19 protein-coding genes are annotated in these 24,020 nt (G+C 44.0%); 3 read left to right on the forward strand and 16 right to left on the reverse strand.

What is annotated here, in order from left to right; genetic code table 11:
• Nucleotides 1-11 precede the first annotated feature (11 nt).
• From B5D54_RS04045 to B5D54_RS04110, 13 genes are all read right to left on the reverse strand, one after another.
• Nucleotides 12-2,897 (reverse strand): pyridoxal phosphate-dependent class III aminotransferase, encoded by a 2,886-nt coding sequence (locus B5D54_RS04045; RefSeq protein WP_078925198.1) that lies wholly within the window; start codon nt 2,895-2,897, stop codon nt 12-14.
• Nucleotides 2,898-3,486: 589 nt separating this feature from the next.
• Complete coding sequence (gene mnhG / locus B5D54_RS04055; RefSeq protein WP_078925199.1) at nt 3,487-3,882, reverse strand: monovalent cation/H(+) antiporter subunit G; 396 nt, start codon at nt 3,880-3,882, stop codon at nt 3,487-3,489.
• A complete protein-coding gene (locus B5D54_RS04060) occupies nt 3,875-4,150 on the reverse strand; it encodes an MrpF/PhaF family protein (protein WP_078925200.1) in 276 nt (91 codons plus the stop codon). Before B5D54_RS04060 ends, mnhG begins: the two co-directional genes overlap by 8 nt.
• A 6-nt stretch (nt 4,151-4,156) precedes the next feature.
• Entirely contained in the window at nt 4,157-4,630 is a 474-nt protein-coding gene (locus tag B5D54_RS04065) for a Na+/H+ antiporter subunit E (protein ID WP_078925201.1), read from the reverse strand.
• The gene (locus tag B5D54_RS04070; protein ID WP_078925221.1) at nt 4,627-6,123 is read right to left on the reverse strand and encodes a Na+/H+ antiporter subunit D; all 1,497 of its coding nucleotides are present in this window, start codon (nt 6,121-6,123) and stop codon (nt 4,627-4,629) included. The genes B5D54_RS04065 and B5D54_RS04070 overlap by 4 nt, the downstream gene beginning before the upstream one ends.
• Nucleotides 6,123-6,473: a Na+/H+ antiporter subunit C gene (locus B5D54_RS04075; RefSeq protein WP_078925202.1), complete on the reverse strand. Its 351-nt coding sequence runs from the start codon at nt 6,471-6,473 to the stop codon at nt 6,123-6,125. The genes B5D54_RS04070 and B5D54_RS04075 overlap by 1 nt, the downstream gene beginning before the upstream one ends.
• A 2-nt stretch (nt 6,474-6,475) precedes the next feature.
• Nucleotides 6,476-6,907 (reverse strand): Na+/H+ antiporter subunit B, encoded by a 432-nt coding sequence (locus B5D54_RS04080; protein WP_078925203.1) that lies wholly within the window; start codon nt 6,905-6,907, stop codon nt 6,476-6,478.
• On the reverse strand, nt 6,904-9,192 hold the full coding sequence (locus B5D54_RS04085) for a putative monovalent cation/H+ antiporter subunit A (protein ID WP_078925204.1): 2,289 nt from the start codon (nt 9,190-9,192) through the stop codon (nt 6,904-6,906). Before B5D54_RS04085 ends, B5D54_RS04080 begins: the two co-directional genes overlap by 4 nt.
• Nucleotides 9,193-9,543: 351 nt before the next feature.
• Nucleotides 9,544-10,734, reverse strand: a complete 1,191-nt coding sequence (gene nhaA, locus B5D54_RS04090; RefSeq protein WP_078925205.1) for a Na+/H+ antiporter NhaA — start codon at nt 10,732-10,734, stop codon at nt 9,544-9,546.
• A 293-nt stretch (nt 10,735-11,027) separates the two neighbouring features.
• Nucleotides 11,028-12,155, reverse strand: coding sequence for a lipocalin-like domain-containing protein (locus tag B5D54_RS04095; RefSeq protein WP_238843260.1), 1,128 nt, complete (start codon nt 12,153-12,155; stop codon nt 11,028-11,030).
• Nucleotides 12,152-14,608, reverse strand: a complete 2,457-nt coding sequence (locus B5D54_RS04100) for an ABC transporter permease (protein WP_078925206.1) — start codon at nt 14,606-14,608, stop codon at nt 12,152-12,154. The genes B5D54_RS04095 and B5D54_RS04100 overlap by 4 nt, the downstream gene beginning before the upstream one ends.
• Nucleotides 14,589-15,260, reverse strand: coding sequence for an ABC transporter ATP-binding protein (locus B5D54_RS04105; RefSeq protein ID WP_078925207.1), 672 nt, complete (start codon nt 15,258-15,260; stop codon nt 14,589-14,591). The genes B5D54_RS04100 and B5D54_RS04105 overlap by 20 nt, the downstream gene beginning before the upstream one ends.
• A 123-nt stretch (nt 15,261-15,383) precedes the next feature.
• Nucleotides 15,384-16,799, reverse strand: coding sequence for an MATE family efflux transporter (locus B5D54_RS04110; protein WP_458860760.1), 1,416 nt, complete (start codon nt 16,797-16,799; stop codon nt 15,384-15,386).
• Nucleotides 16,800-16,937: 138 nt separating this feature from the next.
• On the opposite strand from B5D54_RS04110, the gene B5D54_RS04115 reads away from it, so the two are divergent.
• Complete coding sequence (locus B5D54_RS04115; protein WP_078925208.1) at nt 16,938-18,377, forward strand: DUF2867 domain-containing protein; 1,440 nt, start codon at nt 16,938-16,940, stop codon at nt 18,375-18,377.
• Between the two features lie 22 nt (nt 18,378-18,399).
• On the opposite strand, the gene B5D54_RS04120 is transcribed toward B5D54_RS04115, so the two are convergent.
• From B5D54_RS04120 to rsuA, 3 genes are all read right to left on the reverse strand, one after another.
• A complete protein-coding gene (locus tag B5D54_RS04120; protein ID WP_078925209.1) occupies nt 18,400-19,071 on the reverse strand; it encodes a DUF2913 family protein in 672 nt (223 codons plus the stop codon).
• Nucleotides 19,071-20,279, reverse strand: coding sequence for a Bcr/CflA family multidrug efflux MFS transporter (locus B5D54_RS04125; RefSeq protein WP_078925210.1), 1,209 nt, complete (start codon nt 20,277-20,279; stop codon nt 19,071-19,073). Before B5D54_RS04125 ends, B5D54_RS04120 begins: the two co-directional genes overlap by 1 nt.
• 103 nt (nt 20,280-20,382) lie before the next feature.
• Nucleotides 20,383-21,078 (reverse strand): 16S rRNA pseudouridine(516) synthase RsuA, encoded by a 696-nt coding sequence (rsuA, locus tag B5D54_RS04130; RefSeq protein WP_078925211.1) that lies wholly within the window; start codon nt 21,076-21,078, stop codon nt 20,383-20,385.
• 86 nt (nt 21,079-21,164) lie between these two features.
• Between rsuA and radD the strand changes: the two genes are divergently transcribed.
• Entirely contained in the window at nt 21,165-22,910 is a 1,746-nt protein-coding gene (gene radD, locus B5D54_RS04135) for a DNA repair helicase RadD (protein ID WP_078925212.1), read from the forward strand.
• Nucleotides 22,911-23,138: 228 nt separating this feature from the next.
• The gene (rplY, locus tag B5D54_RS04140; RefSeq protein ID WP_078925213.1) at nt 23,139-23,417 is read left to right on the forward strand and encodes a 50S ribosomal protein L25; all 279 of its coding nucleotides are present in this window, start codon (nt 23,139-23,141) and stop codon (nt 23,415-23,417) included.
• Nucleotides 23,418-24,020: the final 603 nt, after the last annotated feature.

The following is a 24,020-nucleotide window of genomic DNA, read 5'->3' on the forward strand; positions in this document are numbered from 1 at the left end:
TCCGTTTACCTTTATTTCGCTAGCTCAGCCGCTAGAGTTTCAATTTTAGCCAGTAAAGATTCGAAGTCCGAAATCTTTAAGCATGGGTTCAAGATTGTGAATTTCAAGGCAGTTTTGCCATCCACAATGGTTTCGCCAAGAACAGCGATACCACGTATCAAGGCCTGTAGACGAACTTGCTTATTCAGTTCATCACAATCAGACGCTTGACTGTTTACCGCGCGGAATAACACGGTAGACAAAGATGGTTCAGCCAAAAGCTCAAAAGCTTTATGCTGACGAACCAAATTAGCCACTTGTTGAGTTTGCTCAAGTAGGTGGTCATACATTGCGCCCATTTGTTTAGGACCCACATTTTGCATGGTCATAAACACTTTCAGAGCATCAAATCGTTTTGTGGTCGAGATCGACTTATCGACCAAATTAGGTAACGTATCGTGCTCACGGTTCAAGTAGTCAGCATGATGCAGCAAGAACTTAAAGTGGCTTTTCTCTTTTAGCAATAATGCACCACAACTGATCGTTTGGAAAAACAGCTTATGGAAATCTACGCTGATAGAATGCGCTCGCTCAATGCCATTTAGGCACTCTTTATGGCTGCTCAAAATCAGCGCACCACCATAGGCACTATCCACATGCATCCACATTTCATGTTTGTCTGCGACATCTGCGATGGTCATCAGGTCATCGATTGCACCGTGGTCCGTGGTCCCTGCCGTCCCTACGATAGCAAATGGGATTAGCCCTTCCGCTTTCGCTTGTTCGACCACTGCATTTAGTTGAGTCACATCCATCGTGCCGTTAGGCAGAGCATCTACCGCTAAGATGGCCTTCTCACCCAGCCCCATCCACGATGCAGACTTTTGCACGGTAAAATGTGATTTTTTCGAGCACACAATCCGCAATTTATCGGCATAGTCTGGTAAACCCAATTTTTGAATCGAGTGACCACTCAACGTATTTGCAATCCAGTCACGCGCCAGCATTAACCCCATTTGGTTGCTTTGCGTTCCCCCACTGGTGAAAATACCGTCTGCTTGTACTCCTAGTTCAAACTTCTCACACATCCAATCAACAACTTTCTGCTCAACGAACGTTGCCGCAGAAGCTTGATCCCATGAATCCATCGATTGGTTCAAAGATGCAATCATGGCTTCTGCCACCACAGAAGGCATCAAGGGTGGGGTATGTAAATGCGCGATGCAATCTGGATGCTGAACGATGATCGAGTGCTTTGCAACCCGTTCCGCGGTGTCAGAGATCACCTCTTTCAGAGAAGCATTCTTGTTATCCAGATCAACCGAGTAAATCGCCTCTTCCAACGTTTTAGGATCAATGCCTGAATACGGTGCCTTCACACTTTCAAACACCGCTTTCATGGCTGCCGTGGTGTGGTTCATCACTTGAGAAAACTCTTGACTGCCCATCGGGCCAGTCTGGATGAAATGTTTTTTCCACTCTGGATTGGCCTGTTCTGGATCTTTCTTACCGCCACCCGCAGCAAGAATCGCAGCTTCCAACGTGCGCAGAGCAAAATCGATCTGTTCAAAGGAAATAATCATAGGGGGAAGAAAACGAATAACAGAGCCTTCACGTCCTCCTTTTTCGACCATCAAACCCCGTTCCAACGCTGCTCGCTGAATCGCTAAAGTCAACTCGGGTGCCGCTTTGGGCTCACCAAATTTATTTAGCTCACCGCTTGGGTCTTGAATTTCTAACCCCAGCATCAAACCTTTGCCCCGTACTTCTGCAACGCAGTTTACGCGGCTTTGAATTTTTTCCAGCCCCATACGTAAGTATTGGCCCGCAATATTGGCATGTTCAACCAAGCTATCCCGCTCAATGATTTCCAGCGCTTTTGCCCCAGAGACCATCGCTAATTGGTTACCTCGGAAGGTTCCGGTGTGCTCCCCTGGGCGCCAAGTGTCATGCTGTTTCTTAATAACAAGCAAAGACATGGGTAAACCGCCGCCGATCGCTTTCGACAAACACAAAATATCTGGAACAATTCCGGCTTCTTCAAACGCAAAGTTATAACCTGTTTTTCCTACACCACATTGAATTTCATCAAAAATCAATAAGATGCCATATTCATCACAGATTCGACGCAGTTCACGTAGCCAGAAAGCTGGAGCAGGAATGACTCCTCCTTCGCCTTGCACTGGTTCAACGATAATAGCAGCAGGCTTCATGATACCGGCTTCATCATCATTCAATAGACGTTCAATATAACGAATGCTCGCTTTCGCTCCCTCATCGCCACCTAAACCAAATGGGCAACGAAGGCTGTATGGAAAAGGCATAAAATGTACATCAGACATTAACCCTGTACGGCGTGCTTTAGTATTGAGGTTACCCATCATTCCCATGGTGCCATTGGTCATACCATGGTAAGCACCACGAAACGCAAACATAGTATTACGACCCGTCGTTTGTTTTGCTAGCTTAATAGCGGCTTCAACGGCATCAGCACCGGATGGCCCACAAAACTGAACAACGCAGTGACTGCCTAACTCTTCAGGCAGAAATCGCTTAACCGTTTTGATGAAATGGGTTTTTGCTTTCGTTGCAATATCCAACGTTTGGTAAGGAAGCCCTGAATCCAATTGATCTTTTAAAGCTTGGTTAATTTCAGGGTGGTTGTACCCTAATGCCAGTGTTCCAGCCCCAGCTAAACAGTCTAAATAAAGCTGGCCACGTGTATCTTCTACTAGACACCCATATGCTTGTTTGATGGCAATCGGTAAACGTCGAGGATAAGAACGAACTTCAGATTCATGTTCAACTTGGTCAAGCAAAACATCATCTAATGTCAGATCATAAGTACCTTCAACAAGCGGTACTTGGTTGGAAAAATAGGTTGCGATAGTGTTATCGACTTCAAAGGCTGTACTCATCTTTGTCCCCTTGAAATGGTTAATATTCTGTGCATTTCCCACCTCGAAGCTAAAAAGGGAAATGACAAATAGCAAAAGTTCCGATCATGTCAGTAGACAAAGCCGGAATTCGGGCCATCATCATGATGGCAAGTCACTAAAACAGAGAATCAAGGTTCGGTTATGCTGCTGTCCTGACGGACTGGGCATAAAGGATGAACAAAGCTGATTAATGTGTGTTGTATGTAGTTAAGTGAGTTCAATGTTGGGTTTCCCATTCACATGCTGTTCCAACAGCAAGAGTATCCCGTCTATCAGTAAAAGGACTTACTGATACCTACCCTACGTAGTGTCACAATCAGCCTGAATGGTCACTACGCGTATCCCCCAGAATCATCGTCCGAGATTGTTGCGGAAGTTAACATACAATTGGCGATATTCGCAACGATTTTCATCAATGATTTGCCCATTTAATCTCAAGATCCATAAACAAAAATGATAATTTTGTTCATTTTTTACTCTCCCCAACTCTGGTTAGATGAAACTTAAGCTAGGTGAATAGACAAAAAAGCCACCCGTTCTGATGGCTTGTTTTATAAAACAGAATCAACTAATCATTTTTTCTATCTGGATCTTCTTTTGAAGGCATATGACGACTCGCTAACTCATGGGTTTTCAAATTATAGCGTTCTTTAATCACATCTTTTACCACGCCATCCCATTGGGGAACACCGACGAAATAGCTCGCTCGCGCTAAGACGTGAGCGGCAATCGGAGCCGTTAAAATGACAAATATCACCACGGCAAGCGCTCGTGCGACAAAAGCAAAATCTCCCCAATTGACAACGGCAAAAGCGACAACCATTAGCCCAACCCCTAACGCGCCCGCTTTTGTGGTGGCATGCATTCGAGTTAAAAGATCTGGCATTCGGTTAATTCCAATGGCAGCAAGTAGCATCAAAAATGAACCAGAGAGAACTAAAATAGAGATAATAAAATCAGTCATCGTCACGGTGTCCTCGTTTCTCTAAATAACGGGAAAAACCCACAGCCGCCATAAAAGAGGTAAGGGCTAATACGATGGCTACATCAATAAAATAAGGTTGTTGATAACGAATACTGTACAACACCACTAAGCCTACTGTTAATGAAGCCATCAGCTCTAATGCCACCACCCTGTCTGGGAGCGAAGGGCCTTTTAATAAGCGGACGGTTGCCAGCACTAAACTTAACGCTAACATGGCAAAACAAAGGGTATAGATGATATCCAACATAGTAATTTACCCCAACAAGTCTATTACTCGCGCCTCTAAGCGCTTAAATTCTTCAATCTGACGAACTTCATCTTCAAAGTACATGAGATGGACATAGAGTACACTTCTGTCCGTCGCTACATCCAATGCTAATGAACCAGGTGTCACGGTAATTAAAGTGGCGAACATAGTGATGGCTCCCTCATCCCTTAATTCTAAAGGAATGGCAATCACTGCAGGTTTCATTAAATGGGTCGGCGTTAACACATCGTAAGCGACTCGCCCATTAGCTTTAATGAGATCCCAAACAAAGAACAGCCCAAAACTAATCACTTTAGGTAACTTATTAAAGTAGGCTTCAAATGTTGGACTGTCCCTTAACAGGTAAGCCAAAATCACATAACTCATGATCATGCCAGCAAATAAGTTAGAGATAGTGTAGGTTCCTGAGAGTATGAGCCAGACTAAGGCCAGCAGCATATTCCATCCAAAAGCTTTCATCTCTGACCTCCTAGTACCGCATCAATATAATATTGAGGGTTCATTAATTGCTCAGCAGTTGCAAACATTAGCTGAATAAACCATTCCGCCCCTAAACCAATGATCACCGTCATTATTACCATTAAGAATATCGGGAAATAAAGGCAAAATCGTTCACTATCACTCATTGGTGAGAGTGTCTGAGCACCATCAGGTAAAGGCTTCCAAAATGCTTCTGCCCAAATTTTCACCATAGAGTAAAGCGTTAGCAGGCCAACGGCTAATGCAGAGAAGATAGCTAACCACTGCTGAGCACCAACCCCACCAGTAATCACGACATACTTAGCCATAAATCCAGAAAATGGGGGAAGCCCAGCAAGTGAAGCCGCGCTAATAGCAAAGAGTAATGCCAAGATAGGGGCACTACGATAAAGCCCGCCTAACTTTTCCAGTTTATAGCTACCATGACGACGATGCATGACTCCACTGATCAAGAAGAGGTTTGTCTTCACGATCATATGGTGAACGACATAAAGAATTCCCCCCGCGACAGCAAGAGGAGTAAAAAGCGCTAGCCCTAAAATCATATAACCTATCTGGCTAACACTGTGAAAAGCCAGAATACGGCGAACTTCAAACTGAGCCGCCGCCCCTAAGACCCCAACGACCATAGAGAAAATACCCATCCACAGTAATACCGTTTGATGAGTAAACTCAACATCACTGATAAAAATAAGGCTAAAAACTCGATAAAGAGAATAAACACCAACCTTAGTCAGTAAGCCGGCAAAAGCAGCAGAGATCGCCACCGGAGGGGTATGATAAGAAGCTGGTAACCAAAAGAATAACGGAAACGCAGCCGCCTTTATTCCAAACGCAACTAAAAATAGTAGCGAAATCAAAATGACGATTTGTGGATTTTCAGATAGTGACAACTTCTGTGCTAAATCAGCCATGTTTAAGGTGCCGGCATAAGCGTAAAGTAACCCAATGGCTGATAAAAATAGGGCTGATGAAAGTAGGTTCAGCGTGACGTATTTCAGCGCGCCTTCCATTTGCTCACGTTCACCACCTAAAATTAATAACCCAAATGAAGCCACTAACATAATTTCAAACCAAACGTATAGGTTGAAAATATCTCCGGTGAGAAAAGCGCCAATCACCCCAGCAATCATCAAGTGCAATAATGGATAAAAACCGAATGCTTCATGCTCTTCACTCATGGAAGCTAATGCATAAATTGAAACACACAATGCAACAAAAGCCGTCGACGTCACCAAAATTGAGGAGAGGAGATCGGCCACCATCGAAATTCCAAATGGAGCTTGCCACCCCCCAAGGTAAACCACTTGAATACCATTGAGGTATACATCGTGAAATAAAATAAGTGCCGTAATCAAAACCGCAGAACTTGAAAACACACTCAACCAACGTTGTAATTTTCGATGACGCCAAATGATCATCGATATAGCCGCGGTGAGCATAGGGATAAGAATAGGCATTAATAACATCATCATTGGGTATCTGTACTCGTCATCTTGTTCATATCATCAGCCCCTATCACTTTATAGGCTCGGTGAATCAGTACTACAGCAAAAGCCAATACGCCAAAGCTGATCACTATCGCCGTCAAAATTAAAGCTTGAGGTAATGGATCGGCGATATCATGTACTGGTACAGTCATTCCTTCAGGTATCAATGGAGGAGCACCACGAACGAGTCCGCCTCCTGTAAAAATGAGTAAATTGGCCGCGTTAGATAAAATCATCAAACCAATCACGAGCTTAACAATACTGCGCCGCAACATCATAAATAAAGCTGCGGCATATAAACCACCAATAATAAAAGCAAATAATGTTGTCATTTTTACTCCTCCACTTCTGCTAGAGTGAGTAACAGTGTGGTCACCATACCAATGACGACCAGATAAACACCGATATCAAACAATAGGGGGGTGCTCAATTTCAATTCACCCACTCCCGGTAAATAAACGCTCCACCAGACACTGGTTAAAAAAGCACTACCCGATTGGATAACACCGATTATTCCACTCAATACTGCCGTTAATAATCCAGCGCCCATCAACTGGGCACCATCAACACCCATTAACTGGCGAGTTTGTACTGGAGTAAAGGCAAACAGATGCAAGGCAAATGCACTTGATGCAACAAGCCCGGCAATAAACCCCCCGCCCGGTTCATTATGCCCACGCAGCAATAAGAAAATGGAAAACAGGAGCAACATAGGTAAAAGAAAACGTGCCGCGACCTGTAATATTAATGCCGAATCCGTTTTCATGATTTTTTCTCCAATTTGATCATGGCCATCACACCAATCGCAGCCAATGCTAATACGAAGATTTCACCTAACGTATCTAAAGCTCGGTAATCCACTAAAATAACGTTGACGATGTTACGTCCTTTAGCAATCAGGTAGCTGTTCTCAATCAAGTAATCACTGATACGATCCGGTTCAGCAAATTGAGTCACCGTCATCACCAGCAATGTCATCATGCCACCAAATACAAGGGCAACAAAGGCATCACGCCAACGAACATCAGAACTGGATAAACGTTGGAATCTCGGTAATTTAAAGAGGACAAAAACCAATAAAATCACCGTCAATGTTTCAATGAGAATTTGTGTAATCGCTAGATCGGGGGCACTGAAAAAGACATAGATCAAAGCCATACAAAAGCCTAATGCACCAATTGCGGCAACAGCACCTAACCTTTGTTCCGTAATACAAGCATATCCCACAACCGCAACAATGATTCCCGCCACTAATAACTCGTAAATCTCTAAATCAGAGAAATCGAGTGTGCCATACCATCCCACTCTTGTTGCAATCACATATCCAACTAACACAATCGTAAAGATAAAAATGGTCAAAATATAATTAGACATATAACCATTCTGTACTTTGCCCGTCGTCCATTTCGCAAAAAAGACTAAACCACGCATTACGATGTCGTAACCTTTCTCTGGGCCATAATTGAGTAGTGGCTTCATGCCTGAAACCTTAAGAGCTAAGTGATCCCAGTGTTTAAAAAGCAGATATCCCAAACTCAAGGCGATTGCACTTAGCAATAACGGTAGATTAAAGCCATGCCATAGTGAGAGTGATACAGGGTTAACCGACTCACCCACCACCGATGCGGTCGCAGCAGTGATCAAAGGAGCGATCAATGAGGGAATAAGACCAAATATTAATCCAAAACTAGCCAGCAGAGAAAATCCGATTCGCATCGTCCAAGGGGCTTCATGAGGAGCTTTAGGTGTTGCCACTTGAGAGCCAAAAAACGGTTTGATCACCAGTAATCCAGCACTCGCCACCAGACAAATAGAAGAAATAACGCCAACCAGCAGTAAAGTACTTTGCCACGGACTCGAGAGCAATCCTTCAAGCATGGACTCTTTCGCTATAAAACCAAGCACTGGAGGAACGCCCGCAAGTGCAAGTGCCGCCAATGACATGAAAAAAGCGGTATGAGGCATACTGCGTTTAAGGCCACCAAGTTGACGAATATCTTTGGTCCCCGTTTCATGATCAACGGTTCCCGCTGCCATAAACAGCGCCCCTTTATATAACGCATGAGCCAGTAAAAAAACCATTGCGGCTGTCAGTGCGGATTCACCACCAATACCAATCAGTAATGTTAATGTTCCTAAAGAAGCCACGGTGGTATAGGCTAGAATACGTTTTAAATCCGTACTCGTCACCGCCATTAACGAGCCTACGAACATGGTCAACGCACCGATACTGGTCAGCAGTACCGTCCAGTACATATCACCGACCATCACCGGCTGCAAACGGGCTAATAGGTACACACCAGCTTTAACCATTGTCGCGGAATGTAAAAATGAACTGACGGGCGTTGGAGCAGCCATCGCATTTGGTAACCAAAAATGGAAAGGAGTTTGAGCCGATTTAGTGAACGCTCCCGCTAGAATCAACAATAGCATCGGAGTAAAAAGGGGCTGCTGTTGAAGATTCGCCCCTTGTGCCAATATTTCATCAAACTGGTAACTGCCTGCCAATTGCCCAAGCAGAATAACCCCAGCCATTAAAGCAAGCCCGCCTCCAACAGTAACGAATAAGCCTTGAAGTGCTGATTTTCTTGATTTTTCTTGTTCATGATTGAAACCTATCAGCATATAAGAAGTAATACTGGTCAGTTCCCAAAAAACAAACATCGCCATGATATTATTAGAGAGAACAACACCTAACATTGCCCCCATAAAAGCACAAAGAAACATCACCAATTTATGCTGATCACGATGCCCAGAAAGATAACTTCCTGCATAAATGATGACCAAAGTACCAATACCGCTGATCAACAAAGCAAAGAGCAAACTCAATCCATCAAGCCGCAAATCTAACGAAATGCCCAATGAAGGGATCCAATCATAGTAAAACAGCAGAACCTCACCGCCAGCTATCTGTGAAGTAAAGCTAAGAAAATAAATAAACAACAGTGCAGGTAACGTCGCAACCCACCACGCTGCACGTTCTCCCAATTGGCGATATAGCCATGGAACAAAAAAAGCAAAAATAAATCCTGACATTAATGCGTATAGCATCTAATGATCCCCCACTATCGAAACTCTATTGTGCCGCATATATTCCTCTTCCTCGTCAGAATTGGACAGCTCTTGCCGAACTCTCAAATCAGATGTCATCAAACCATCATGCGATTTCACGCTAAGTTCAGTACGAAGCAAACTCTGAGTGCGATCCCTTATTATGACCGTAACACGATTTTTTATGATTTATAAACAAGTTAGCTAAAGAATAGCTGAGCCTTTAGAAAATAAGAAAGCATAAAACTAGGTTTTATGCTTTCTTTGTCAATCGAGTCTTAGCTTATATAAGTGATCAAGCTCACGCTAGAGAGCTGACATCACTTGAAACACTAAGTACCCAATTTGCGTCTAAAATTCATGTTTCTGCTCTTCCACTAATACGGCTTTATCCATCACCAAGCGTTTAGGTAGTGTGGCTCGAAGCATCATATAACCAGCCAATGCTGCGGTTGTTGACCCCATTAAAATACCTAAACGGGCATAATTATCTAATAAAATATAGGTACTACCAAATGCCAATGATGAGATAAAAATTGACATCGTAAAACCAATACCACACAAAACAGAAACTGCAAAAATATGCCTAATATCAATACCTTCAGGTAGCTTAGTCATCCCCAACTTTACGGAAATCCAGCTAAAAGTAAAAATCCCCAGAGGCTTGCCCACAAAAAGGCCAAGCGCAACCCCTAAAGGTAACGTCGATGTCAGCCCTGACATTGAAATACCGGTGAGTGAGATCCCAGCATTCGCCAGCGCAAATAATGGTAGGATAAAAAACGTCGACCAAGGATGGAGCGTATGTTCCAAATGTTTCAGAGGTGAAACGCCCTCCTTCTTCACTTTTAGAGGAATAGCGAAACCGACGATAACGCCAGCCAAAGTTGCATGTACACCTGATTGTAAAACGGCATACCAAAGTATCGCGCCTACCACCATATAAGGTGTAATTTTTGAGACTTGATAACGATTAAGAAGATAAAGCCCTCCCGCCGCCGCCGCTCCAAGAGTCAAGGCAACAACCGACAAATCACTCGTATAAAAAAGAGCAATAATCACGATGACACCCAAGTCATCAATGATAGCTAAAGCAAGCAAGAAAGCTTTCAAACTCACTGGAACACGGTTACCCAGTAACGCCATGATCCCTAGCGCAAACGCAATATCCGTGGCCGCAGGAATCGCCCAACCTTGGCTGGCTGTTGGATCCGAAGAGTTAAATAACGTATACACTAATGCAGGCGCTAACATCCCACCCAGTGCTGCAATTGCAGGGAAAAGTGCTTGTTCTTTTGTTTTTAGTGAACCATCAATCAACTCACGTTTCACTTCCAATCCTATGAGAAGGAAAAAGATAGCCATCAAACCATCATTAACCCAATGAGCAACTGACATGCCGAAAAAACTGGCATGTAATGAATGTTGATAAAGTTCATCAAGTGGTGAATTGGCAATCAACATCGCCGAAATAGCGGCAATAACAAGCAGAACACCACCAGCCGCTTCCGACTTTAAAAAACTACGAATCATATGAATCATGGTGAAATCGTCCTTAATTATTCTGAGAATAAACGATAAAAGAACCTAATTTAGACAGGAATGGGAAACTTAATACTGTCAACACGGAAAACAAGAAGGTAGTAGGAGTTTACTCAGAGAAGGTTCGCTTTAAAAATCGCTTGTAATGAATGAATAACTCGAAATAACCGAATAATAGAACTTTAATGTACGTATATTCCGTCATGTTAGAAAGGGCGATGCATCCAGTTTCTATAGAAATGAAACTCAATTCATTGACACATCCGCCTTCTAGAGAAATAAGAAAAACCGTGCTAATAACCCGTTAATTGCATAAAGCCTCGAGCTTCATGGGTCCCTGTTGCATGAATCGGCCCCTCCCAATATGGAAGGGCAAAAGGAAGCCATAAATTCGGGTTTAAAGCTTTGGTGGTAATGTGAATATTTTGGCTTGGAACAGAGATATTCCACTGCAATGGCAGCACTTTATCTCCCCCAATAGTACTTGCTGACTGTGAGGAAATGTTAATTTCTGAGTCAGATAAAACCACCGTTCGTCCCTCTCGCATGGCTAAAGTTCCATACAGATAAGGGCGCTGGTTACGGTATCGATGGCGAATAACGGTTAAAGTACGGCTATTATCAAGGTGAAGAACAAACCAATCCCAACCTTGTTGACCTTCACCAAGTAATCCACTGCCCCATACTTTACTCACCCATGCCTCCCCTACCACTGAAACAGCATCCGAGTAAGGATCCAATTGAAGCTTTCCCTTCACCGAAATAAATGGAGCATAAATAGAGTAAGAAGCTAGAGAGGAATGATCATCTCGACTCTGGTATCCATTCTCTCCGGGTAAGACATAAGGGCCATTCGCCACCAACTGCAATGACGCCCCAAAGTTATCGGTCTCGATCATTAACTGGCTTGGTAAGGGGCCGGAACCCAGAGAGCGCCATTGCCAGTTATCAATCCATAAACGAAAAGGTTGCTGCGTCATATCCGCTTGACCTATCCCACCACGGGCAATACGTTGATCTTTCCACGATTGCTGGGTGTTAGAAATAACGACATGAGAGATAAATAACTGGGAATTATGCCACCCCGTATCTTGCCGATCATCGTTCGCAACCCGGAAATAGTTCCACTGCACTCCATATTCTTCGCCTTTTGCATCACGAACATTAGCAAAGACATGCCACCACTCATGTTGATATTCAGGATGAATGGCAAAATCCTGTGGTAAACGCACTGACTTATCAGGAGAGACTAAAGCAAAGCGTTGATCTTCATTCGACAAAAGTAGACGACTGGATTTACTTTCTAATGATGAATGAGTTTCACTGAGAAAATGGGGGTAAGTACGATAAACAACCGCCCCAAGCAGAGCCGCAACTATGGCCAAGATAAGGAAAACTCGACACGTTATCACTTTTTTCACACGGCATCCCTCAATGATTTCATTGCCGTTTGGCGCACTAAACGAATAACGGGAAGCGCCCCTGAAATAATCAAAGCCAGCATAGACAGCCCGCCCGTTTTCGCATAAGCGGAAGGCACCATTTGTAACTCAATGGTCCAACCAAAAGCTTCACGAATGACGACTTCCACCACTAACTTAGCCAACGCTAAACCTAATGGTAATGCAATCAATAGCGAAATAATGCCAAACACAAACAGTTGCAAAGCACCGATAATAACCAGCTCTTTGCCTGATACCCCCAAGCATCGCAGTAATGATATATGCCGCTGACGAGAGACTTCTCCTGCTAAAGTAGCAAAGAAAATACCGCATATTGCGATAAACAGCGTGATATTGCCTAAACTATCGGCAATCGCAAACGTTCGATCGAAAATGCGCATTGCTTGTTTATGCAAGCTGCTATTATCAAACATCCGCTCGGAATCCAGTCTAAAAATAGCATCCAATCGATTGATTAATGCTTCAACACTTCCCTGCTTATTTTTCAGTATGACACCTAAAGAAACATTACCACTGTTGGATAAACCTTCGAGCCAGTTTTTGTGAGACATCAACACCTGATGATAAGGGTTACCATAATCATAATACACCCCCACAACGAGCCAGCTTTGCCCCAATGGCATCGACAGATCTAAGTAATCGCCGGGGCGAATGCCCAACCTTAGTGCCATCGACTCACTGATCATCACACTACGAGAATGATGCAATTGATACCAATAATTAGGCACACCTAATTTGACCGTGAGCGATTGCAACTCACCTTCAGACGAACCAGTACTGACCACTTGAATGGTCCCCTTATCACTCATCAGATCCTTTTCCCAGCGATGCCACACGGTTTTTACTTCTGGCTGTTGGTTTAACCACTGCGTCATTCTTGCTGCGGAGCTATTGGTCGGATAAAGATAGAGATCGGCCGCTAAACGTTGCGTCAACCAAGTATCGGTAGTTTGTCTAAAGCTGCCAATCATGGTTTCCACACCAATATTGGCGGCCATCGCCAACATAAAGGCCATGGTTGCAACACCTCGGTAACTCATACTGGCGGCGGCATCGGCAAAAAACCAGCGAACCTTAACCCAACGTAATGTATAAGAGAAGCTGATAAATAACTTCCAAATCAAATATGGCGTAAGGAGTGCTGCTCCTAATAACATGAATCCAATAATGATAAAACCTGTGGTTTGGCTTCTCGGCGCTTGATACACAGCAAGGGCGGCAACCAGCAAAGCACAAGCCCCCAACGCTTGTATGGTGAACTCCGATCCAGCAAATCGAACCAGCGATAAACGTGTAGTGAGGCGAATAGGTTGAGATTTCAGTAAACGAATCAAAGGCCACGTACATGATACCAAGGCCGCAATCATTGCCATAAGCAGGCTGTAACTACTCCACTTCCAACTCCAACTAATAGAGAGGCCAACATGCGCATCATACAAATTACTTAAACTGGCCGACACTGACGGCAGGAGTTGATTGGCTAATAGTAACCCGAGCACATTCCCACATAGCCAACTGAAAAGGATTAATCCGATTAGTTCTATCGCTAACGCTTGAGCTAACTGCCAGCCAGAAACGCCGGTTTGCCGTAACACGCCGACTAAAGGCTGTCGCTGGATCAATGAGAGGGACATCGCCTGATAAAAAATAAACATCCCAACTAAAAAAGACAACATACCCAAAGAGGTTAAATTGGTGTGAAATGCCCGCGTTAACGCTTCCAGTTCAGAACGAGATGTGCGCACTAAGGCCATACCATTTGGTAAGCTTCGCTCTAATTTTTCTAACTTATTCTCTGGCATCTCTGCACACGCAATGACAGAAAATCCAGCGCTTTTGCGTAACGTTCTGACTAACGAAAGATCAGCGATAACTCGAGTACCATTGATCAAGCCGTGACGGTCAACCGATATCGGGCCTAAGGTGGTTTCATCTTCTAATAAAATAAAATCACCATCATTCCATTTTTGAATAGCGGCAAACTCTTGGCTAACAAGAATCGGATACGGTGCTCGCATCAAAGATAGGGTAACCATTTCAGATAATGAACGATTACTGTTGATGGGCAGCATTGCCACCGTATCAATCCCTAGTAGGGTAATATCAACCCCATTTTTAGTCATGAGGCGATAATTATCAAAAGGAACACATTGCTGAAAACCTTCTCGGCGAAGCTGCACATAAAAACCTTGGGGAATTTTATTGGCGATGTGTTTAGGGCGAATCCGGTAAGGCAGAGGGTTTGAGAAAAGTTTCTCACCGTGTTGATAACTTTGTTGCGCGTGTTGATTAATTGCGGTGACCCCCACCAATAAGGAGACACTCAGGGTTAAACCAAGCCAGACTAAAAAAATTTGTAATGGATAGCGCCGATAATGCCCAAGTAATGCTTTAACTACGGGCCACAACATGAAGTCGCCCTCCTTGTAGCCGGATACATCCTGCCATGTGTTGCGCGACTTTTTCACTATGCGTCACCAGCAATAAAGCGCAATCTAATTGGCGAGTTAAACTGGTCAGTAAACGCATGACCGCTTCTGCGTTACGCTCATCTAAACTTCCCGTAGGTTCATCAGCCAATAACAAAGCAGGTTCCATATACAAAGCTCGAGCAATGGCGGCACGTTGCTGCTGCCCTCCTGAAACCTCTTCAGGATAACGGCCTAATAGAGGCATTAAGTCTAATGAAGAGAGAATTTGTCGCAGCAATCGCTGATCTTCTGGTAGCCCTTTTAGCTGGCGACAAAAACGAATATTATCGGCGACATTGAGCGTCGGTAACAAATTAAATTGTTGAAATATATGGCCAATATTATTGCGCCGAAAAGCCGTTCGTTTGTTCTCAGGGCAATCATGCATCGCAAAGCCGGGAAACCAAATTTCACCCGAATCGGCAATATCAAGTCCAGCGATTAAATTTAACAGGGTACTTTTTCCAGAACCACTTTCCCCCATCAACGCGAGTTGATCTCCTCGATTTAACGTCAACTCTGCACCTTGTAACACAGGGTGGAATTCATCACCATCCACGTAACCTTTGCACAGGTCTATCAGCTGTAACATTAAATCACTCACCGTTGCTCAAAATAGGACTGAGAATCTACACTAAATCCCTTCCGGTAGGAAGTATTTTGGATTCGAGATCACAGAATATGAATTCAATTGCACCAAATTGGTGGTTAGAGTCTAATTGTCAATCAAATTACGCATCCATTTTCTGCTAAACATCCGCCACATAGAACCGCCCCATTTGATGAATTCTTCCAGTAAAAACAATAAATAAATCCATTCAGGTTTGATGTTGAAATAGATTGCTGCCAATGCCGTGAGGGGAATTCCTATCACCCATTGAGCCAACACATCTTGAGCCAGACAAAATTTCACATCCCCACCCGCTCGGAGTACTCCAACAATCACCGTCATCGGCACCGATCGAAGCACAATCCCCACGCTCAAAATCATGATAAATTTTTCGGCTAACTGGCGAGTTTCTTCCGTTAATGCACTAAAGGCATTCAAAATAGGAATTTGGATAATAAAAAGGGCAATAGCAACCACAATACCAGCGATAAAGCTTAAAATCGTTACCCCTATTGCTTGGTAATAAACCGCATCATACTGCTTTGCCCCCAACTGGTTACCCACCAAAACGGCGGCGGCATTCGACATACCAATTAACAGGCTTAAAGAGATCGACTCTACGGGAGTCATCACCGATAAAGCCGCTAAACCTTGTACACCACTTTGTCCCATGATGGCATGGTAAACAAATAGCCCGCCAGCCCAAGTCAAAAAATTGAACGTGGTGGGCAAAGAGAGTTTCAAAAAACGGGCAATGGGTTTCCACACCATCACCGCTTTAATATCATTCCATCCAAAAGCCAAAAGGTGATTTTTGCTATAAAGATACCCATACAAGCAAGCAACTTCTATCGCCCCGCTTAATACGGTAGCGATGGCTGCCCCTTCAATCCCTAAAGCAGGGAAGCCCAATTTACCAAAAATTAACACCCAGTTAAGAATCACGTTGGCGACAATACCAATACCACTGAAAAAGGTACTAATTCCTGGTTTGTGCATCGCACGCAGCCCTACCGCCATACTGCTTACACAAGCAACAGCCAGCATACTCAGTGAGGTAATAATCAGATATTGACTCCCCAACGCATTGACTTGCAACGAGTCCGTTGTTAATCCCATGATCTGGCTAGGAAGCAGTAAAAAGAGCGCGACAGTAAATAGAGCAAAGAACATGGAAATCAACCAAGTCAGAGCGGTACTTTCCCGTACCCCTTGATGGTTGGCGGCTCCCCAATACTGGGCAGTTAATAACGCGCCTCCGGTGGTAACGCCTACCAACATAATGGTAGTCACAAAGGTAGCTCTAGCAGCGACACCCACAGCGGCAATTTCAGCCTCGCCAAGCTGACCGAGCATCAGCACATCCACTAAGCCTCGGCTAGAAAACATGATACTTTGCAAACTGATCGGTAAGGCAATGGCGATCAAACGACGCAAAAAATCCCCTCTGGTGTAATATATCACTTGAGAAATGGCAGACAACGGATCACCTCTATAGTCAATGTGTGAAAAAAGTATCATGATATTTGCCGCCATTCATCATCGGCAAAACAGTTTTCGAATCGGTAGCTCTGATAGATCTGGAAATGAGGCCAAACGGCTAGTGATAAATTATACGCATCCCGATAAATTCAAACTAGCCCATATAAAGGAATAACCATGAAAAAGGTATTAGTGTTAGGGGCATCAGGCTATGTAGGTTCGCAATTAGTACCGCTTCTCCTTCATGAAGGTTACAATGTCACTGCAACAGCGCGACAAGTCGAGGAGTTATCCGCCCGTATACCCACTCATCCTCAGCTTACCATTGCGCACCTCGATCTCGCGGATCGAGCAAAAACAAGCCAACTCATGAGTGATTTTGACTTAGTCTACTTTCTGGTTCATGGCATGGCTCAAGGTGGTGACTTTGTTGATTACGAACTTTCTCTTGCTGAAAATGTTCGTCTCGCATTAGATCAAAGCCAAGTTCAACATGTGATTTATCTCAGTGCATTACAACCCATTGTCGGCCATTCCGAACATTTACTAGCAAGGCAGAAAACCGGAGAAATTCTACGCCAAAGTCAAGTGCCTATCACGGAATTGCGTGCAGGCGTTATCATCGGCCCGGGGTCAGCGGCTTTTGAAATCATGCGGGATTTTGTCTATAACTTACCCATTTTAATTACCCCCAAATGGGTAGACTCCAAAGCCAACCCAATTGCGCTCCATAACCTCAACCATTATTTATTAAAACTCGCTAAAGAAACGCCCCTCGCTCACCAACAGTTCGAAGCGGGTGGCCCAGATATTCTCAGTTACCGAGAGCAATTTCGTATTATTTGCCAATTAGCGAATAAACCTTTTCGACTCTGGTCAACCCGTTTGCTCACCCCTCGTATGGCATCCTACTGGCTTGGACTTGTCACCTCTGTACCCTCGAATATTGGACGCGCACTACTCGACGGATTAGCGCATGACTATGTCGCCAAAACTGGTGAGCTACATCAGCGCTACCCTCAGCCGATGATCACCTATAAGCAAGCAGTAAAAAGTACCATCGAGCAAGAAGGAAAATTTATCCGCAGTAATGTGTGGGGGTTTGATTCTGGAGCTATGCAACGTTGGCAGCCCGGTTTTGGGTTTTATCCGAAAAAAACGGGAGCCACGATAACGACAGAGGCAACCAGAGAGCAACTTTGGCATGTCATAAAAACGATTGGAAGCCGTCAGCAAGGGTATTTTTTTGCGAATGCTTTATGGCGCACCCGAGAATGGTTAGATGTATTATTCGGATCCAGTCGCCCGATTCGCCGTCGACCACAAGGGCCTGAGTTACAAGTTGGCGATTTTATTGATTCTTGGAAAGTCATCCGCTGTGAATCAGGTCAGTTTTTATCTTTACTGTTTGGTATGAAAGGGCCGGGGCTAGGTCGACTTGAATTTATGATTAAAGAACAGGAAGGTAAACGCATATTGACCGTCACCGCTTGGTGGCATCCGCAAGGGTTTCTTGGACTGCTTTATTGGTTTGTTATGATGCCCGCCCATTTATTTATTTTCAAAGGCATGGTACGGGCAATCGTGAGAAAAGCAAAAAAGAAAGCGAATGCTTAAGGTAATGTCAGTAAATCTTCATTTAAGATAATTGAGGCTTGGCTTGGAAAGATAGTGGAATTTCAGCTAACTGCGTGCCTTGGTTATCTGGGAAAATAAGATATTCGCCATGGTATTTCACATTCGATTTATAGTCAGTGCGTTTGTGTAACATAAACCCTGCTGCAAACGCTTTTTCAATAAACCCGGCATGATGACCACGGACAAACCAACTCATCGGTTTCACTAGGCGTTCCCCCTCAAAGCAAGATTCACACTGCGTCGCACACAATGCTAAGGAATTTTGTCCATCAGTAAAGAGCTGTACCTTTCCACAATCAACCAAAGGCTCAGAGGTTGACACTTCCCATCCCGCTTGCTCCATCTGATCCAAAAAGGATTCAATCTTTTTATCCGTCAGCGTGTTATCCGCCTGATCATAAAAAAAGTGTTGATAATAAGCAGCAATGCGCTGAAACAGCGGTAACAACCCGGCTTGGTTGCCCTTTGAACGCCCTGCTTTTTGCCAAATGGTTAAGTCATTCCCTACACAACGATGAAAACGTTGATTTTTTAATGATTTAGATACCCAATGTACTAAGAAGTGGTTATTCGCTACCGGAGCATCCACCAATTTTCCAGAGGCATGTTCTTGCGCTAATTCTTGCAGCGCACTATTCACAACATGCTGAATTTCTAAATGATAACTTGCCATTATGCTTTTCTTCCGAATATCCAATAAAAACCGGCAGACAACACAGAGCATGCCGCCATCATAAAAATCATCGGCCACGCGACCCCACTCGGCATCGCCGCCACAATGGCCCCAATCACCGAACCTGTACCAAAACGTAATGTTCCGGCTAATGAAGAAGCGGTTCCTGCCATTCGTGGATAACCACTCAACAATAGGCCCATGGCATTACTACCGATGGTAGAAATAGTACCGACAAACAGTACAACAAACGGTACCGTTCCCCATAACCCCCAATCCAATCCCCAGCCAATCAACAAACCACAGCCAGCCATTAATTGGATAAATAATCCAAACCGTAGCATGGCATGAGAGCCCACTTTTTTCACGATTCGACCATTCAGGCTGGTCATGGCTATCATCGCCACAATATTAAGCCCAAATAGATAACCAAATTCATTGGGGGTTACACCATATAAATCAATGTAGACGAAAGATCCCGCCGTTAAAAAGGCAAACATGCCAGCAAAAGAGAATGCCCCAGCAAAAATAAGCCCCATCGCCTGCCCACTACGACAAAGTTGAAAATAGTTACGTAACGTATTCCCCAACCGTAACGGCTGCCGGTTCTCAACCGCTAACGTTTCAGGAATCATCCACGTCACCATCGCCATCACGATCATCGCAAAAATCGCCAAGACCCAAAAAATTGAGCGCCAGCCAAACCAAATAGCGAGGTGCCCACCAATCATTGGGGCGACCAGCGGTGCTAATGTTACAACCAAAGTAACAAATGACATGGCTCGTGCAAAATCTTCACGATCAAACATATCTCGCACAACGGCTTGGATAACCACCGCCGCAGCCGCACCAGCAAACCCTTGCGCCGCTCGAATATAAGTTAAAGCTTCAATACCATCGGTCGTTGCGCTCACAGAAGAAGCAACCGCAAATAAAAAGACGCCCACCAACATAACAGGACGTCGCCCATAACTATCCGCCAGAGGCCCATGCAGTAATTGGCCGATAGCAAACCCAGCGGTATAGGCGGTTAAGGTAATTTGCACCGCCCCTGCACTGGTTCCTAGATCTTTGGCGATCGACGGCATGGCAGGCAAATACATATCAATGGCTAACGGTGTTAATGCCCCTATTGCACCAAGCACCACAAATAATAAAAAGCCAATATTTGCCGCATTAGGCGTGGGGGACGTATGTTTGGAAGTCATAACTCTCCAGAGTGGTTATAATCATTAAGCGGTAAAAAATCCGCCATTTCGTCACGAATGGCCTATACATAACAGAAAGTGAGTCGGGTGTGGCTAACTAAAACTATTTCCACACGGAGGCAATTTCTTGTTCTGTTAACCGGCGGTACTCACCCGGTTCTAACGTTTCATCAAGCACGATTTCGCCGACACGTTCACGATGCAAGCCAATCACTTTATTACCCAACGCGGCAAACATTCTTTTCACTTGGTGATATTTGCCTTCATGAATCGTAAGTAATACTTGTGTTTCATCGATAATCTCTAACTGAGCGGGACGTGTTAATTCACGTTCACTACGCAGCTCAATACCAAGAGCAAACTGCTCTGCATAATGTGGTTCAACAGGATCAGCAAGCCACACTCGATAAGTTTTTTCGCAATGATGTTTAGGTGAAGTAATGCGATGTGACCATTGTCCGTCATCGGTGATTAACACCAACCCTGTTGTATCGGCATCTAATCGCCCAGCAAAATGTAAATCACGTAGGTTTGCTTCATCAAGCAGAACAAAAGCGGTTTGATTAAAGCTGTCTTCATGCGAACAAACATACCCTTGCGGTTTATGTAACATGATATAACGAGGCCCGGTTAAACAAATAGAACGGCCTTGCCATTCAACGCAAGCATCGCTCTTGACCTTAAAGGATCCACTTTTTTGTACGATGTCATCGACGGTGACTTCACCACTTTTCAATAGGCTGGCCGATTCTTTGCGTGTGGTGCCGAGCGCATCACACAGGAATTTATCTAAACGCATGAATACCTCATCTGTTCTAAGTCAGGTATTATACAAGCCTTGCTTAAAATAGTTGAACTATTTCACACAATTAATCTTTCATTGTTATGTATACACTACGCCCTTACCAAGCGGATTCCGTCAAAGCCGTGATTCACTATTTTCGTCACCACTCCACACCAGCGGTGATCGTATTACCAACAGGCGCAGGAAAAAGCCTTGTCATCGCCGAACTCGCTCGCTTAGCAAAAGGGCGCGTGTTAGTTCTGGCGCATGTCAAAGAATTGGTTGAGCAAAATCACGCCAAATATGAAGGTTATGGGCTTACTGGAGGAGTTTACTCCGCAGGATTAGGACGAAAGGATACCGATCATTCCGTTGTTTTCGCCTCGGTTCAGTCTGTCGCACGTAATTTAACAGATTTCACGGATCAATTTTCGCTCCTCGTCATTGATGAGTGCCACCGTGTCCCTGATGATAAAAATAGCAGTTACCAAAAAGTTATTGCACACCTCTTATCCTTAAACCCAGGAATGAAAGTGCTTGGCTTAACGGCTACCCCTTATCGATTGGGCATGGGGTGGATATATCAATACCACACCCGAGGGTTAGTACGCAGTGAAGAGCCCCGTTTCTTTCAAGATTGTATCTTTGAGCTGCCCATTCACTACTTACTCGATGAAGGCTTTTTAACTCCCGCAAGGCTGATTGATGCCCCTGTACTCAGTTATGATTTTTCACAAATCAAGCCCACCAGTACAGGACGTTATAAGGAATCTGAACTCGATCTCGTCATTGAGCAGTCCAAGCGGGCCACCCCACAGATTATTGAACAAGTTATTAGGCTCGCAAAAGGAAAACAGGGAGTCATGATCTTTGCTGCTACCGTGCGCCACGCTCAGGAAATCCTCAGCTTATTGCCTCCAGAACAGGCGGCAATCGTGATCGGTGAAACACCTTCACATGAACGTGATTTGATTATTCAGCGTTTCAAACAACAAGAAATCCTTTTTTTAGTCAATGTATCCGTACTCACTACAGGGTTTGATGCTCCTCATGTGGATCTTATCGCCATCTTACGTCCCACGGAATCGGTCAGTTTATATCAACAAATTATTGGTCGAGGCCTAAGATTATCACCCGGAAAGACAGAATGCCTGATTTTGGATTACGCAGGAAATCGCTATGACTTATACCAACCTGAAGTCGGTGATCCCAAACCGGACTCTAACAGTGAAATTATTACTATCCCCTGCCCAGCTTGTGGCTTTAATAACAACTTTTGGGGCAAATTAGATGAAAATGGCTTTCTAATTGAACATTATGGACGCCGTTGCCAAGGTTATTTCGAGGATAAGGAAACCGGAGAACGAGAACATTGTGGCTATCGTTTTCGAGCCAAATATTGTTCAGAATGTGGCGCAGATAATGATATTGCCGCACGAATTTGTCATGAATGTGAGGCCACATTGGTCGACCCAGATAAAAAATTAAAAGAAGCGCTCAATTTAAAAGATGCGTTAGTGTTTGAATGCTTGTCAATGGAGCTCTCAGTTCATAAAGATAACCAAGGGAAAAACCACCTGAAAGTGACTTATCAGGGAGAAAATAATGCGTTAGTACATGAATTTTGGTCATTAACCACCATCAAACAGAAAGCCACATTCAAACAACGTTTTGTTCGCCCCCATCTGGCTGATAAACATCGCCCTTTTACCGCAGCCTCTCCCAGTAAAGTAGTTGAAAATCAACACCGGTTTCGCCCCCCACAATTTGTTATCGCACGAAAAGAGGGTCGCTTTTGGCGTTTGCGAGATAAAATCTTTGATGATGAATTAACCCGTTCATGTTAAAATAGGCCTTACACAAGCCAAGTGATGTCGAACCAACGCCAAGCACAGAGATTATCCCCTTACTTTGTCCCTATTTCAGATGATTTTTATTGCTCATCATCTCTATGAATGCTAGTATCCGCGCTCGTTTTGATGACAACGATTTTTCGTTTTTCAAAACAATACAACAGCACAAGGTCGCATTGTTGCTGTTATCCTTGTTTTTTACTAATTTTGAGAGTAAATACTATGAAATTCAATGCAGTAGTACGTACTGAGCTAGGTAAAGGTGCGAGCCGCCGCCTACGTCACGCTGGTCAATTCCCTGCTATCGTTTACGGTGGTGAAGCTGCGCCAGTTTCTATCGCTCTGAAACACGATGACGTTATCAACCAAATGGACAAGCCTGAGTTCTACGAAGGCATCATCCTAGTTATCGATGGCCAAGAAGTGAAAGTTAAGCCTCAAGACGTTCAACGTCACGTGTTCAAGCCAAAAGTTGAGCACATGGACTTCATCCGCATCTAATTCCCTACCAAGGAATTCGTTGGATAAAATCCAGCCTTTTGTATACATAAGATGACCCGGCCTTACCAACCGATCAATCTAAAAATTAGAACCCCCGATGCTACCAACATCGGGGGTTTGCCGTATTAGAGGATCTATAAATACAATCTGATAACCAGCATCTAACTGAATACTGATTCTCTCTAAGGTTAAATACTCATTAAGTCTAAAGACAGCAAAGAAAGTAAATCCAATAATTAAGTTCAACTGAATGACGCAACATATATGGACGCACCTCAGGATGCAATGACTGATTCAATGATACGGTCGCTAACATATATCCGACGTCTTTCTAGGTCTACTATGTGACCTGCGCCATGATGTAATCCGCTCCTCACTGTCTTTTCAAAGCCTCGGTTTCAATAACCTCGTTGCGTTATCAGAGTGTAGTAAGGATGGTTCACCGTTTATTCATCAGCTATTGCAAACTCAGTTGCTTCTTGAGGATATCTCCTTAGAACTTAGTATTTTTAGTCAAACAGGCTTAAATGCCTGATTAATATCGTATTCACTATTTTTCGCCAAGATGTGCCATGCTACCCGACCGAGCTTGTTTGCAAGAGC

The organism is Vibrio cincinnatiensis DSM 19608, from assembly GCF_900167345.1.
In the GTDB taxonomy this organism is placed as follows: Bacteria; Pseudomonadota; Gammaproteobacteria; order Enterobacterales; family Vibrionaceae; genus Vibrio; species Vibrio cincinnatiensis.

Excerpts from the sequence above, each read along its gene's own strand:
- B5D54_RS04045 (WP_078925198.1), bottom strand. The coding sequence starts at position 2,897 with ATGAGTACAGCCTTTGAAGTCGATAACACTATCGCAACCTATTTTTCC.
- mnhG (WP_078925199.1), bottom strand. The coding sequence starts at position 3,882 with ATGACTGATTTTATTATCTCTATTTTAGTTCTCTCTGGTTCATTTTTG.
- B5D54_RS04060 (WP_078925200.1), bottom strand. The coding sequence starts at position 4,150 with ATGTTGGATATCATCTATACCCTTTGTTTTGCCATGTTAGCGTTAAGT.
- B5D54_RS04065 (WP_078925201.1), bottom strand. The coding sequence starts at position 4,630 with ATGAAAGCTTTTGGATGGAATATGCTGCTGGCCTTAGTCTGGCTCATA.
- B5D54_RS04070 (WP_078925221.1), bottom strand. The coding sequence starts at position 6,123 with ATGATGTTATTAATGCCTATTCTTATCCCTATGCTCACCGCGGCTATA.
- B5D54_RS04075 (WP_078925202.1), bottom strand. The coding sequence starts at position 6,473 with ATGACAACATTATTTGCTTTTATTATTGGTGGTTTATATGCCGCAGCT.
- B5D54_RS04080 (WP_078925203.1), bottom strand. The coding sequence starts at position 6,907 with ATGAAAACGGATTCGGCATTAATATTACAGGTCGCGGCACGTTTTCTT.
- B5D54_RS04085 (WP_078925204.1), bottom strand. The coding sequence starts at position 9,192 with ATGCTATACGCATTAATGTCAGGATTTATTTTTGCTTTTTTTGTTCCA.
- nhaA (WP_078925205.1), bottom strand. The coding sequence starts at position 10,734 with ATGATTCATATGATTCGTAGTTTTTTAAAGTCGGAAGCGGCTGGTGGT.
- B5D54_RS04100 (WP_078925206.1), bottom strand. The coding sequence starts at position 14,608 with ATGTTGTGGCCCGTAGTTAAAGCATTACTTGGGCATTATCGGCGCTAT.
- B5D54_RS04105 (WP_078925207.1), bottom strand. The coding sequence starts at position 15,260 with ATGTTACAGCTGATAGACCTGTGCAAAGGTTACGTGGATGGTGATGAA.
- B5D54_RS04110 (WP_458860760.1), bottom strand. The coding sequence starts at position 16,799 with ATGATACTTTTTTCACACATTGACTATAGAGGTGATCCGTTGTCTGCC.
- B5D54_RS04115 (WP_078925208.1), top strand. The coding sequence starts at position 16,938 with ATGAAAAAGGTATTAGTGTTAGGGGCATCAGGCTATGTAGGTTCGCAA.
- B5D54_RS04120 (WP_078925209.1), bottom strand. The coding sequence starts at position 19,071 with ATGGCAAGTTATCATTTAGAAATTCAGCATGTTGTGAATAGTGCGCTG.
- B5D54_RS04125 (WP_078925210.1), bottom strand. The coding sequence starts at position 20,279 with ATGACTTCCAAACATACGTCCCCCACGCCTAATGCGGCAAATATTGGC.
- rsuA (WP_078925211.1), bottom strand. The coding sequence starts at position 21,078 with ATGCGTTTAGATAAATTCCTGTGTGATGCGCTCGGCACCACACGCAAA.
- radD (WP_078925212.1), top strand. The coding sequence starts at position 21,165 with ATGTATACACTACGCCCTTACCAAGCGGATTCCGTCAAAGCCGTGATT.
- rplY (WP_078925213.1), top strand. The coding sequence starts at position 23,139 with ATGAAATTCAATGCAGTAGTACGTACTGAGCTAGGTAAAGGTGCGAGC.